Below are 13,489 nucleotides of genomic sequence, written 5' to 3'. Positions count from 1 at the left end.
GGAGGTCACATGTTCGGACTGGGATTGCCGGAACTGCTGATTATCTTGGTGATCGTCGTGCTGCTTTTCGGGGCCGGGAGGCTCCAGGGCGTGGGCAAGGGGTTGGGCGAGGGAATCCGGGGCTTCAAGGATGCGCTCAAGGGCGACGAGCCCCCCACAAAGGAAGAAAACAGGAAGAACGAACCCCGCTGATCGAAAATCCGGGGGGCGTCGATCGACGCCCCCCCCGATTTTCTTCCCTTCTATTCTCCCTCTTTCGCCTCGAGTCGGTAGGCGTCGATCCCTTCGGGAATGTCCAGGAACACGACCATGAAAGGCACCGATTTGCCCGGGGCGATGTCGAGGTTGACGAGCTTTTCGCCGAACGGGGACGATAGCGTCTTCTCGATCGTTTCCCGATCGGCGGTCCTGAGCGCCTCGCCACCCAAAACGTTCCCGGCATAGACGGTCTTCTCGGCCATGGTCTTGTTGGAGGCGTCCAGCAGCGCCGCATGGATCCGGATGCGTCCCTTCGCCACGGTCCCCATGTTGGCGACCTGCCCCTTGATGACGAACATCCGGCCGGCCTTCGTGGTGTTGTCGTAGTACCCGATCAGGTTTCGGACGTCGAAGGGCGATCCTGCCTGCCGCGCCGCGTTGTCGCCCCCCAGGAGCGGGGCGAGCGACGGGACCAGCGCGCCGAGCCTGGCGCGTCCGGCGTCGGTGAAGCCCAGGTAGCCGCCCGTCCCTGCGATCGCCAGGAACAGGAGGGCGAGCCCGGCGACCGCGGGGCGAAAAGACGACTCCCGGCGCTTTCGTTGCGCGCTTTCCCGGACGGCGGTCTTCTGGACGGGGTATTCCGGCGGAAGCGCCTGGGGCTGGGACGGCTGCCGATCGGGCGGAGGCTCCTCCGCTTCCTGGGTGAGGATCGGCGACATGCCGGTTCCCGTGGCCGGGAGTTCCGGGACCCGCATCGTCTCCTCGTCAAGCTGGAAGGGAAAGGGGTCCGCCACCATCGTGTCGGACGCGGGGGGCGCCGGGGGAGCCGTCTCTGTCACCGTGTTTCCCAGCAGGTCGAGCGTTTCCATGTCGTTGAGCACGAAGGGGTGCGATTCCTGCGCGGGCTCGGGAGGGAGCTCGGGAAAGGGCGCATCCATCGGAAGGGACGCCTCGTCCTCGCGCTCGTTCCCGGCCAGGAACTGCTCGAACGCCAGGTCGACTTCGTCGAGCGGCGGAGACGCAGGCGGCGGAGCGCTCTCGAACGACAGCTCAAGGGGTTTCTCTGTGAGCAGGAGCGGCGTCTCGGGAGCGGTGGTTGCCGCATCGGCGAAAGGGTCGATCCCGCTTTCGTAGACCACCGGGGGCGCTTCCCCGGAAGCGCCGGCGTCGGAACGGTGCGACCAATCCCCGGGGAACGCCGTCGTCTCAATCGCGTCTTGTTGGGCGGGGCTCTCCGGCTGCGCCGTCGGGGACAGCGCGCCGAGGTCCATGAAGTCGTCCTCCGGCGTGAAAGCCGGCGGCGCCGGAGCTACGGGCGGGGGCTCCGGCGCGAGGGCCGGAAGCTCCGGGACCACAGCCGGCGGCTCGGCCGCATAGGCCGGGGGCTCCGGGGATGGCGGTGCCTGCCCCTGCGGCTGGAACGCGGACGCTCTCGCGCCCAGCGATTCCTCGAGGGCCTGGCCGATATCGAATTGTCCGGCGGCCGGCGCCGCGTCGATCGGCTCCATCTCGACCGGCACTTCAGGAAGATCCTCCTTCATGACCAGGATGGATTCGTTGCATCGCCTGCATCGGACGCGGGCGCCCTTTCCCTTGATCTTGGACTCGTCCAGCCGGAAACGCGCATGGCAAGCCTGGCATTCGATGATCATTCCTGGTCCTCCGACGGTTGGTTTTCCTGTTCGGGTTCGGGCAGGGCATAGATGTGCGGGAGATTCCGATACTTCCCGGCGTAATCCATGCCGTATCCGACGATGAATCCCTTGTCCAGGCAGAAGCCCGGGTAATCGATCGCGACGTCGACCTCGCGCCGCTCGCGCTTGTCGATGAGGGCGCAGCAGCGAAGCGTTCGGGCGTTCTTCGCCGCGAAGTGGCGACGCAGGTAATGGAGCGACCGACCGGTGTCGACGATGTCCTCGACGACGACGACGTCCTGCCCCGTGATGTCGATCTCGATGTCCTTCGTGATCTCGGCGGCATCGCCCGGGGATCGGCCGGCCCCGTAGCTGCGCAGCCGGAGGAAGTCGACCTGCACGGGGACCGAGACTCGTCGAGCGAGGTCGGCCAGCAGGAAGGCGCCGCCGTTGAGGACGCCGACCAGGATGACGCCCCGGGGGTGATCGGCCGAGATGCGGCCGGCCAGCAGGGCGATCCGCCTCCGGATGCGGGCGGCCGAGAACCGGAGCTGCGCGCCGGCGGGCAATGCGCCGAAGGTCTCCGTCATGCCGCGGCCGCCTTCCGGTGCCGGCGGGCGCCCACTCCGCAGGTGAGGATGCCGACCTCGTAAAGGACGTAGAGCGGGACGGCGATCAGGAGCTGGGACACCACGTCGGGAGGCGAAAGGACGGCGGCGAGGATCAGCGCGCCGAGGACCGCCAGCTTGCGCCCCTTGCGCAGCAGCCTCGACGTGAGGATTCCCCCCCGCCCCGCGAGATAGAGCGCCAGCGGCAGCTCGAACAGCACGCCGAAGATCGTCAGCGTGCGGATGACCAGGGAGAGCGAGGCCTGCATCGACGGCATCGGCACGACGGTCTGCCGCCCGAAGGACAGCAGGAAGGAGAAGATCGAGGGGATGGCCACGAAATAGCCGAAAGCGACCCCGGCGACGAGCCCGGCGGCGGACCAGAAGGCGAAGCGCAGGACGAGCGCGCGTTCCTTGTCGTAGAGGCCCGGGCTGACGAAACGCCAGACCTGGTGGAAGACGACCGGGCTGGCCAGCAGGAAGCCGCCCCAGAGCGCGACCTTGAAATAGGTCAGGAACGCCTCGGTCAGCTCGGTGAAGATCAGGCGCGATTCGGGCGGAAGGGAACGGGTGAGCGGTGCCATGAGCGTCTTGTAGATCGGCCCGGCCCAGTTGTAGCAAAGGAGAGTGCCGATTCCGACAGCGATCATCGCCCGGACCAGCCGCTTGCGCAACTCTTCGAGGTGCCCGGTCAGCGGAAGGCGGCCGTCGGTGCCGGCGGGCTCGGGAGCGTCTTTCGCGGGGGCTTCAGTCGCGGGTGCGTCGTTCTCGGGAAGCGTCATGCGCCGGTCCGTCACGCCTCCTTGCGGGTTTCGGGCGTCGGGGCCGGCTTTGCGTCAGCGCCGGGCACGATGGGCTGCGCGGCCTCGGGAGAGGGCGAAGGCTTGTCCGGCTCGGGCATCGTCGCGGGGGGCAAACCGAACGCCTCCGGTGGATAGGGCGAGCCCTGCTGCGGGTCCTGGACGGACGGCGATGGCGTCTCCTTTGACTCGGGCTCGCGGGTCGCGTCGATGAGCCCCTGCCGTACCTCTTCGGACGCCTTCTTGAATTCGGCCATTCCCTTGCCCAGGTTGCGGGCGAGGTCGGGCAATTTCTTGGGGCCGAAGAAGATCAGCGCCACGACAAGAATGAGAATCAGTTCCGGCATGCCGATTCCGAACATGGATGGTATCCTTTCTTTCCCCGATAATCGAATATACCGCGTCGCGTGTCCCTAAATCCAATATAACCGGGTTCGGGGGTCCGTTTTGCCCCAGGTTCTGATAACATACTGGCTATACCCGAAAAAACGGCAGTATCGAATGTCCCCGCATGGAGGCGTTGTGTTTCTTGGCGTAGATGTCGGATCGACCAGCATGAAATTCGTTTTGTACGTTCCCGCGGGGGAAGCATCCCCGCCGGACGGCGTTCGCGCGTCGTTTCTCGAAGCCGGGCCCGTCCCGCTGGCCGTCGGCGGGGGCGAACTTTTCCTGCTCTCGAACGAGCGCGTCCTGGGCGACCCCGGGAAGAAGGTGACCGATCGCCTGCGCTGCTGGCTCGACGTCCTCGGCGACGGCCGGGTGGCCGGCATCGTGTTCACGGGCCGGAGCGGCCGGCAGATCGCCCAGTCGCTCGGTGGCAAGTACGAGAACGACTTCCGCTGCCTGGTCAAGGGCGTGGCGGCCACCTGCCCGGAGGTCCGCACGATCTTCGAGATGGGCGGCGAGAACGCCAAGGTGATCCGGCTCGACGCGGGCCGCGACGGCGGGCCGCCCCGCGTGCGCGACTACGACACCAACGGCGATTGCGCCGCGGGCACCGGCTCCTTCATCGACCAGCAGGCCGTTCGGATGAAGATCCCGGTCGAGGAGATCGGCGACCTGGTGGCGAAGGTGGGCAGCGCCGCCCGCATCGCCGGCCGCTGCTCCGTATTCGCCAAGAGCGACATGATCCATGCGCAGCAAAAGGGAGCCTCCCCCGAGGAGATCCTCAAAGGGCTGTGCGAGGCGGTCGCGCGCAACTTCAAGAGCAACATCAACAAGGGGAAGGACACGCGCTCCCCCGTCGCCCTGGTCGGCGGCCTGTTCGCCAACCGGGGCGTCGTCGAGGCGGTGCGCACTGTGTTCGAATTCTCCGACGCCGACTTCATCCTGCCCCGAGGCTTCGCCTGCCTGGGCGCCGCCGGCGCCGCCATCGCCGCGTCTCAGCTCGCGCCCGCAGACCGCAAGGCCATCTCCTTCGACCGGCCGGAGGCTGAAGAGAAGACCGTTTTCGCATCGTGGGACCCGCTCAAGCTCGACAATGTCGTGTTCCTGCGCGACCGGCAGCAGCCGCCTCCGAAGATCGAGGGTCGCCCCGACGTCTACCTGGGCATCGACATCGGCTCGGTCAGCACCAACTTCGCCGTCATCGACGTCGAGGGCAACCTGATCAAGGAGATCTACGTCCGGACGCAGTCGCGGCCCGTGCAGGTCGTGACCGACGGCCTCCGGATGCTGCAGGAGGAGTTCGGCGACACGCTCAACGTCCGCGGCGTCGGCACCACCGGTTCGGGACGCGAGCTGATCGGCGAGCTGTGCGGCGCCGACACGGTCCAGGACGAGATCACGGCGCACAAGACCGGGTCGACCTTTATCAGCAACCGGTACTTCGACCGCCCCGTCGACACCATCCTCGAGATCGGGGGGCAGGACGCCAAGTTCATCGGGCTCGAGAACGGCGTCGTCACCGACTTCGCGATGAACGACGCGTGCGCTGCAGGCACCGGCTCTTTCCTCGAGGAGCAGGCCGAGCGGCTCGGGGTGCAGATCAAGGGCGAGTTCGCCGAGCTTGCGCTTTCGTCGAAGGCGCCCCTCCGGATGGGGGAGCGCTGCACGGTCTTCATGGAGCAGGACGTCAACAGCTTCATGGAACGGGGCGCCGGCAAGGCCGACATCGTCGCAGGGCTTGCCTACTCGGTCGCCCTCAATTACCTCAACCGGGTGGTGCGCGGCCGGAAGATCGGCGACGTCATCTACTTCCAGGGCGGAACCGCCTACAACGACGCCGTCGCGGCCGCCTTTTCGATGGTGCTCGGCAAGCAGGTCATCGTTCCGCCGCACAACGGGGTGATCGGCGCGATCGGCATGGCGCTGCTCGCGCGCGACAAGGTGCGCGCCACCGCCGAGCCGACCCGCTTCCGCGGCTTCGATCTCTCGAAGGTCGAATACAGCCGGCGGGAGTTCGTCTGCAAGGGGTGCAGCAACTACTGCGACATGCAGGAGATCCGCATCGAGGGGGTCAACAGCTACTGGGGCGACAAGTGCTCCGACCGCTACCGGAAGGCCGTCGAGACCGGCAACAAGCCGATCATCGAGGACCTCGTCGCCCTGCGTAACGGCCGCATGGATGCGCTCGCCGACGATTTCCGTCCGGGCCCCCGGGGGACGATCGGTTTCCCGCGCGCGATGTACTTCTACGACCATTTCCCATACTGGAAGGCGCTGCTCGAGACGCTGGGGTTCGGCGTCAAGGTCAGCCCTCGCACCGATCGGGCGATCGCGCGCGAAGGATTCGAGCGCACCGTCGCGGAGCCGTGCTACCCGATCCAGGTGGCGCACGGCCACGTGGCGGCGCTGCTTCGCGACGGCGTCGACTACCTGTTCATCCCCAACGTGATCAACGCCCAGACCGAGCACCGGCACACCGAGTCGCACTTCTGTCCCTGGGGCCAGACGCTTCCGTTCGTGATCGCGTCGGTTCCGCAGTGGGAAGAAGAGCTGGGGCGCAAGCTGCTGGCGCCGACCATCCGGTTCCGCGATTCCGAAAAGCTCCAGATCAAGGATCTGCTCGCGGTGATGGGGCCGCTGGGCGTCCCGCGCAACCTCGTCCGCGACGGGCTTCGGGCCGGGCGCGCGGCCCAGGAATCCTTCCGCAACTTTCTGCGGCAGGCGGGCGCCGAGGCGATCCGGGCCATCGAGGCGGCCGAGGCGCACGCCGTCGTGCTGCTCGGGCGTCCCTACAACATCTACGACCGCGACATCAACCTCGACGTCCCGTCGAAGCTGCGCAGCCGCTACGGGCTCAACGTGATCCCGATCGACTTCCTTCCCATCGACGACCTCGACATCCGCGATCTCAACGACAACATGTTCTGGAACTACGGGCGCAAGCTGATCGCCGCCGCCCGGTGGTGCAAGGACCGCCCCCGGGCCCACGTCGTCTACCTGACCAATTTCAAGTGCGGCCCGGACTCCTTCGTCCGGCATTTCATCCCCCGCGCCGCCGGTTCGCCCCACCTCGCCCTCCAGTTCGACGGGCACGGGAACGATGCCGGCTACATGACCCGGTGCGAGGCGTATCTCGACAGCAAGGGAGTTCTGCGTTGGTGGGCCGAAAAATGAGCGATAACCCTCTCAAGGGACGAACGGTATTTTTTCCCCCGATGACCGAGGCGGGCGTCAAGGTGACGGCTGCGGCCTTCCGGTCGGTCGGGATCGAGGCGCGGCCGCTGCCGCCCTCGGACGGCGAGACGCTTTCCCTCGGCGGGCGCTTCTCTTCCGGCGAGGAATGCCTGCCGCTCAAGGTGACGCTTGGCGACGCGCTCAAGCTGGTGGTCCGCGGCGAGATTGCGCCCGAGAAGATGGCGATCTTCATGCCTGCCGCCGACGGTCCGTGCCGTTTCGGCATGTACGGGACGTATATGAAGATGGTGTTCGGCGAGATGGGGTTCGGCGACGTCCTGTTCGTCTCCCCGTCCAACGAGGACGGCTACGCGGGCATCGGCGAGCACGGGGGGAAGCTGCTGCGGACAGCGTGGCGCAGCATCGTGGCGTCAGACCTCCTGAGGAAGCTGCTGTTCCGGGTGCGGCCGTACGAGACCGAGCGGGGCGGGACCGACGTCGCCTTCGACCGGGCGATCGAGATCCTGTGCGCCGCGATCGAGCAACCGGGAGACGGGGTCCGGGCGAAGATGGCCCGGATGATCGACGCGCTAAACCGGGGGCGGACGCTGATCCACGCGGTCCCGACCGATTATTCGAACCCGCGGCACCTGATCGGGATCGTCGGCGAGATCTTCTGCCGGCTCAACAAGTTCAGCAACGACGACGTGATCCGGAAGGTCGAGGAGACGGGCGGGGAATGCTGGATCTCCGACGTGTCCGAGTGGGTGTGGTACACCAACGCGGCACAGTTCGACCTGATTTCCAGGTACAAGCGCCATTTCACGAAAGAGAATTTCGGCGCCCGCATCAAGTGGCACGTCCAGCGGCGCGACGAGCACGCGCTCCTGGGCGCGTTCGGGGGAGACTTCAGGGGATACGAGGAGCCCCATGACATCCGCGAGGTCATGGAAAATGCGCGCCCCTACCTGCCGCCTGAAGGGGTGTTGGGCGAGATGATGCTCTCGGTGGGCAAGACGATCTATCTTTATGGGAAGGGGGTCGACGGCATCCTCGACATCAATCCCTTCTCGTGCATGAACGGGATCGTCTCGGAGGCGGTCTATCCGCGCGTCTCGCGCGGGATCGACGGGTTGCCGGTCCGGGTGCTCTATTTCGACGGCTCCGGCGCCGACCGGCGGCACGAGCTCGAGATCTTCATGGACCTGGTGGCCGAGTACCGGACCCGCAAGAAGACCCGTCGCACCTTTCCCGAGGCGATGGCCGCCGCGCGCTAGTCGAAGGCTACAGCAGATCGTCGGCGGGGGCCGCCTTCGGGGCGGTTCCTCCGCCGGTTCCCGCCGCGCCCGCCTCGGGTACCGTCCCCAGCTTGAACGGCAACACCACTCCCTCGGTCGATCCGGAGGGCAGCACCTTGTTCGTCGACGGGTCGACGTGCGCGAAGGTGATGCCCGGGGGGACCGGGAATTCGTGCGACGGCGCAACGCCCAGCGCCCGGCCCATGTAGCGGATCCAGATCGGCAGGGCGATCGAGGCAGCCGATCCGTGCCCAAGCGGTTTGGGGGTGTCGTACCCGACCCAGACGGCGGCCGCGATGTCGGGCGAGAAGCCGACGAACCAGGCATCGTTCGAATCGTTTGTGGTGCCGGTCTTGCCCGCGATGTCGGGGCCGAGCCCGCGCGCCGAGGCGGCCGTCCCGCTACGGACGACCTCCTGCATCAACCGCACGGTGAGGTAGGCGGTCTCGGGCGAGATGGTGCGCTCGATCCGGGGGCCGGCCTTCTCAAGCACGTTTCCGGACCCGTCGCGCACCTCGCGGATGAAATAGGGGGTGGGCCGCTCGCCCAATGCCGCGAAGGTTGCGTAGACGGTGCACAGCTCGATCGGCGAGACGCTCGACGATCCCAAGGCGATCGACAGGTTGCGCTCGATCGGAGACTGGATGCCGAGCGAACGGGCCATGTCGAGCGCCGAGTCGACGCCGATCTCGCTGAGCAGACGCACGGTGGCGAGGTTGCGTGATTTGGCCAGCGCCTCGAGCATCGTGATGGGGCCCAGGAAGGTGCCGTCGTAGTTGCGCGGCTTCCACATCTCGGTCTCGCTCTTCTCGAACTCGATCGGCGAGTCGTCGACCGTCGAGATGACCGTCTTGCCCTTTTCGATCGCGGCCGCGTAGACGATCGGCTTGAATGCCGATCCCGGCTGCCGCTTCGCCTGGAGCGCCCGGTTGAACTGCGACTGCGCGAAGTCGGCGCCCCCCACCATCGAGAGCACGCCGCCGGTGTGCGGGTCGAGGGCGATCAGCGCCCCCTGGATGCCGGCCAGCTTTCGGTCGGCGTCGAGCCGCTTGAGCCCCTCGGTCAGCGCGTCGTCGGCGGCTTCCTGCATCCGCGCGTCGATCGTCGTGTAGATATTGAGCTGGCTCTTGTAGATCGCGTCTGCGCCGTACTTTTCGGCCAGGTAGTTGCGGACATATTCGAGGAAGTAGGCGGCCTTCGAACGGAACGTGGAAGGCGGGGCGATCGTCAGCTTGAGGTTGAACGCCTCGTCGGCCTGCTGAGGGGTGATGAAGCCGACCTCTCCCATCCGGCGGAGGACATATTTTTGGCGCGCCTTGGCCTGGTCGAAGTGGTTTCTCGGCGAATACCGCGTCGGGGCCTGGGCAAGGCCCGCGAGCATCGCGCCCTCGGCGACGCTGAGTTCGCCGACGCTCTTGTTGAAGAAGGTGCGGGCGGCCGCCTCGACGCCGTATGCCCCGTCGCCCAGGTAGATCTGGTTGAGGTAGAGGTAGAGGATCTCCTGCTTGGTCATCGCGTGCTCGATGCGGTAGGAGAGGATGATCTCCTTCATCTTCCGCTGGACGTTTTTCTCGGGCGTCAGGAAGAGCGACTTGACCGTCTGCTGCGTGATCGTGCTGGCGCCCTGGGCATACCCGCCGTGCAGCATGTCCTTGACCACGGCGCGCAGGATCGCGAAATAGTCGACGCCCTTGTGCTTGAAGAAGTGGGCGTCCTCGGCCGCGACGAAGGCGTTGACGACGTGGGGGGGAATGGATTCGTAAGGGACGAGCGTTCGTTTTTCGAGGTAGATCTCGCCGACGACCTTGTTGTTGCGGTCGTAGATCTTGGAGGAGACGCTGGGGCGATAGGCCGCAGCGGACTGGATCGACGGGAAATCGCCGAACTTCGCCAGGAGGAAGAAGCCGAGCAGCCCGCCGAGCACGAGACAGACGCCGATCGTCGCGATGACGGCGAGTACGGCGAACCCTTTTCTGGACGGGGGAGTGGAAGGTTTCAGGAACGACAGTTTGCGCGCCACCGGCAGGCCCTTTTCGATTACGGAAGTGATGGACGGAATAACAGAAAATTATAGCACTGCCGATCGCGGAAGGGGAATGAGTCGTCCGGGCCCGACGCCGCATCCATTTTCATGAAACATCCCGTCGGGATTCGTGTTGAATAGGATACCGGGCAGGGTCGTCAGTCTTTGCGGCGAATCCGGCCAAGAACGGAAAGGCGGGGGGACGAGATGGTTCGCAAAATGATCGTAATGATGATGGTGCTGGCAATCGGGCTCTTGGTCGGCTGCGGTGGCGGAGGGGGCGGCCCCGCGTTGATCACGGGCCAGGTCCTGAGCGACCAACGCAACGACGGCGATATCACCTCGACGGGGATCATCACGGCGGCGGCGGCCAACCGGAACGTTCTCTTCGGGGTTTCCCCGGGGACCGAGTATCGGGCGTTCCTCGATTTTCCGCTCAACGGCACCAACGGCGGCTCGGTCATCCCAGTCGACGCGCGGGTTGCCTCGGCCGACCTTACGGTCTTCGTCAACAGCATCAATGTGGCGGCCGCGATCCCGACGCTGCTCGACCTGGTCGCCTATTCGAGCACGACGGGACCGGTCCTCAACGACTACAACTCGGCGACGCTGACGCCCACCTCATTTCGCTCGCTGACATTCCTCCAGTCGACCGACGTGGGGAACTTCGTCCGGATTGACGTGACGCCGCTGGTCCAGGATGCGCTCGTCCAAGGGGTATCCCACGTCCAGTTCCGATTCCTTTACGACTTCGTCGCGAACCCCAACGGCATCGTCGAGCTCGCCGATGGCGCCGCCGACAAGGCCCCGCTGCTGACGATTACTTACCAGTAGCGTTCGCATACCCGCATTGCTTTGTCCGTCAGCTAGCCAGCGCGGCCGTTTCCCGGACGAACCGTTCCAACGCCGCGGGCGGCAGCGGCTTGCTGTACAGGTAACCCTGGCCGGTTTCGCATTTGAGGCCGGCCAGGAACCGCAGTTGTTCCTCGGTCTCGACCCCCTCCGCCACGACCGACAGGTTGAGCCCGTCGGCCATTCCCAGGATCGTGTTGACGATCGCGGCGCAGTTGGCGTCCTGGGGCAGGTTCATGACGAACGAGCGGTCGATCTTGAGCTCGTGGATCGGCATCCGCCGCAGGTAGCTTAGCGACGAATAACCCGTGCCGAAGTCGTCGATCGAGAGGCTGACGCCGAGATCCCGCAGGGCGTGCAGTTGCCGGATCGTCTCCTCGACGTCATGCATGACGATGCTCTCGGTCAGCTCCAGGCAGACCAGCGCGGGGTCGATCCGGGTCTCCGCCAGGACGGTCCGGACCGTGTCGACGAGCCGCCCGCTGTGGAACTGCCAGGCCGATACGTTGACCGACAGCTTGAGCGGGGGGATCCCCGCGTCGAGCCAGGCTCGCAACTGCCGGCAAGCTTCCGACAACACCCACTCGCCGACCGGCACGATCAGCCCGGCCTCCTCCAGCACGGGGATGAACACGGCGGGGGAGACCATCGCCCCGCCTTCGGGCGTCCACCGCAGCAGCGCCTCCATTCCCGTGATCGCCATCGTCGACAGGTCGAACTGCGGCTGGTAATGCAGCGCGAACTCGCCCCGGTCGAGCGCCTTGTGCAGGCGGTTACCCATTTTCAGGCGAGCGTCGGCCTGGGCGTTGATCTCGGGCGAGTAGACCTGGAAGCGGCCCGCGCCCTGCTTGCGCGCCTCGTACATGGCCGCCTCGCCGTTGCGGAGGAGCAGCTCGGCCGTCTCCCCGGCGCCGGGGTACGAGGCGATGCCGATGCTCGGAGTCATGAACAGCTCGGTCTGGCCCAAGAGGAACGGAGTTCGGAATGCCTCCAGAATTCCCCTCGCAAGCCCCTCCGCTTCCCGGGGCTCGCGAGGCGACATGAGCAGCACGAACTCGTCGCCCATGAAGCGGCCCACCATCTCGACGTCCGTCGCCGTTTCGAGCAGGCGATTTGCGACCTGGCGCAGCAGCTCGTCTCCCTGCGGGTGTCCCAGTGTGTCGTTGATGTATTTGAAGTTGTCGAGGTCGAGCAGGAGGGCGGAAAGCTGGCGATTCCCCGAGGCCGCTTCCGGGATGAGTCCGTTCAGCATCTCGTGAAGGAGCCGCCGATTGGGGAGCCCCGTCAGATCGTCGTGGCTTGCCTGGCGCTTCAGCTGCTCCTCGTACCGCTTGTGCGCCGAATTGTCGCGGATAAGTGCCTGCATGAATGTTGTTTCCTGGATCACGACCTGATTCAGGCTGATCTCGGCGTCGAACGTCTCCCCGTCGGGCCGGACGTGCTGCCATTCGAAAAACTGCGGCTCTCCCTCCAAGGCGTGCGAGACGTGCTGCCAGTACAGGCTTGCTGATGAGGCGCCGTCGGGTTGCTCGGCGGGAGAAAAATCCAGGAGTGTGCGGCGGGCGATCTCGTCCCCGCCGCGCGCAAACAGCTCGAGCGCCTTTCGGTTGCAGCTCAGGATCCGGCCGTTGATCCCGAGGAGGAGGATCGCGTCGTTGGCGTTCTCGAACAGCGCGCGGAACCGCTCCTCGCTGTCGCGCAGTTCCGTCGTCCTCCGGCGAATTTCGTGCTCGAGCCCTTCCCTGTAGTTCCTGTTTTCGGCCATGAGCCGGGCGCGCTCGAAGGTTCTCCGGATCGTATGGAGAAGCTCCGCAGCCTCCATCACCGGCTTGGTCACGTAGTCCCAGGCGCCCAGGCGGATCGCTCCGATCGCTTCGTGCACGGTGCCGATCCCGGACACCACGATAACCGGCGTCGCAGGGCTTTCCGCCGTGATCGCCGCGATGACCCCGAGCCCGTCCACGCCGGGCATCCTGAGGTCGGTGATGACCAGGTCCGGCCGTTCACGCCGGAACGTGTCGATCCCTTCCTGCCCGTCGCCGGCCTCGAGGAAGGCGTAGCCTTCCGAGGACAAGAGTCCCCGGAAGACGGTCCGGATCATGGGCTCGTCGTCGATGATGAGGATCCTTTCGGGAAGCATCAGCCGGCCGCCTTGAGCCGGATGCCCCGGATCGCGTCGACCAGCCGCTCGGCGGCGTGTCGCTTCTGGACATATCCAGCGGCGCCCAGGTCGATCGCCCGGGCGATATAGTCAGGCTCCGAGTGCGTGCTGAGCATCAGCACCGCCATCCCGGGATACTGCACCCGAACCGATTTCAGCAGGTCGAAGCCGCTCTTCCCGGGAAGCGAGATGTCGAGCAGCATCAGGTCGAATTCGCCCGCGGCCAAAATAACCGCCATCTCGTCGCCGTCGCCCGCCTCGCCGGTCACGCGCATCTCGGGCGCATCGCGCAGGATTTCCCGGACGATCTCCCGGACCAGCGGCTGGTCTTCGACCAGGAGGATTCGGATCATC

General features: G+C 66.1%; 10 protein-coding genes and 1 pseudogene. 4 read left to right on the top strand and 7 right to left on the bottom strand.

What is annotated here, in order from left to right; all coding sequences use genetic code 11:
- Positions 1 to 9: 9 nt before the first annotated feature.
- Entirely contained in the window at positions 10 to 192 is a 183-nt protein-coding gene (gene tatA, locus VGK27_10120; protein HEY3490458.1) for a twin-arginine translocase TatA/TatE family subunit, read from the top strand.
- A 50-nt stretch (positions 193 to 242) separates the two neighbouring features.
- Here the strand turns inward: tatA (VGK27_10120) and VGK27_10115 are convergent, their stop codons facing one another.
- The 4 genes and pseudogenes from VGK27_10115 to tatA (VGK27_10100) all read right to left on the bottom strand — a co-directional run bounded on the left by VGK27_10115 (position 243) and on the right by tatA (VGK27_10100) (position 3,602).
- Positions 243 to 1,850 (bottom strand): DUF3426 domain-containing protein, encoded by a 1,608-nt coding sequence (locus VGK27_10115; GenBank protein ID HEY3490457.1) that lies wholly within the window; start codon positions 1,848 to 1,850, stop codon positions 243 to 245.
- A complete protein-coding gene (gene hpt, locus VGK27_10110) occupies positions 1,847 to 2,422 on the bottom strand; it encodes a hypoxanthine phosphoribosyltransferase (protein HEY3490456.1) in 576 nt (191 codons plus the stop codon). The genes VGK27_10115 and hpt overlap by 4 nt, the downstream gene beginning before the upstream one ends.
- Positions 2,419 to 3,237, bottom strand: a complete 819-nt coding sequence (gene tatC, locus VGK27_10105) for a twin-arginine translocase subunit TatC (GenBank protein ID HEY3490455.1) — start codon at positions 3,235 to 3,237, stop codon at positions 2,419 to 2,421. Before tatC ends, hpt begins: the two co-directional genes overlap by 4 nt.
- 227 nt (positions 3,238 to 3,464) lie before the next feature.
- A pseudogene (gene tatA, locus VGK27_10100) lies at positions 3,465 to 3,602 on the bottom strand (twin-arginine translocase TatA/TatE family subunit).
- Positions 3,603 to 3,741: 139 nt separating this feature from the next.
- On the opposite strand from tatA (VGK27_10100), the gene VGK27_10095 reads away from it, so the two are divergent.
- Entirely contained in the window at positions 3,742 to 6,801 is a 3,060-nt protein-coding gene (locus tag VGK27_10095; GenBank protein ID HEY3490454.1) for an acyl-CoA dehydratase activase, read from the top strand.
- Entirely contained in the window at positions 6,798 to 8,078 is a 1,281-nt protein-coding gene (locus tag VGK27_10090) for a hypothetical protein (protein ID HEY3490453.1), read from the top strand. The genes VGK27_10095 and VGK27_10090 overlap by 4 nt, the downstream gene beginning before the upstream one ends.
- Positions 8,079 to 8,085: 7 nt before the next feature.
- Here VGK27_10090 and VGK27_10085 read toward each other — a convergent pair whose 3' ends face one another.
- Positions 8,086 to 10,119, bottom strand: a complete 2,034-nt coding sequence (locus VGK27_10085) for a PBP1A family penicillin-binding protein (protein HEY3490452.1) — start codon at positions 10,117 to 10,119, stop codon at positions 8,086 to 8,088.
- 210 nt (positions 10,120 to 10,329) lie between these two features.
- Between VGK27_10085 and VGK27_10080 the strand changes: the two genes are divergently transcribed.
- Positions 10,330 to 10,956, top strand: a complete 627-nt coding sequence (locus VGK27_10080) for a hypothetical protein (GenBank protein ID HEY3490451.1) — start codon at positions 10,330 to 10,332, stop codon at positions 10,954 to 10,956.
- Between the two features lie 28 nt (positions 10,957 to 10,984).
- Here the strand turns inward: VGK27_10080 and VGK27_10075 are convergent, their stop codons facing one another.
- Both VGK27_10075 and VGK27_10070 read right to left on the bottom strand, forming a co-directional pair.
- The gene (locus VGK27_10075; GenBank protein ID HEY3490450.1) at positions 10,985 to 13,114 is read right to left on the bottom strand and encodes an EAL domain-containing protein; all 2,130 of its coding nucleotides are present in this window, start codon (positions 13,112 to 13,114) and stop codon (positions 10,985 to 10,987) included.
- Positions 13,114 to 13,488, bottom strand: coding sequence for a response regulator transcription factor (locus VGK27_10070; GenBank protein ID HEY3490449.1), 375 nt, complete (start codon positions 13,486 to 13,488; stop codon positions 13,114 to 13,116). Before VGK27_10070 ends, VGK27_10075 begins: the two co-directional genes overlap by 1 nt.
- Position 13,489 lies beyond the last annotated feature (1 nt).

The sequence above is a fragment of the Candidatus Deferrimicrobiaceae bacterium genome (genome assembly GCA_036504035.1).
Taxonomy (GTDB): Bacteria; Desulfobacterota; Deferrimicrobia; order Deferrimicrobiales; family Deferrimicrobiaceae; genus JANXPS01.
The sequence above is the reverse complement of the archived record's forward strand: the minus strand, read 5'-3'. Positions and strand labels throughout refer to the sequence as shown.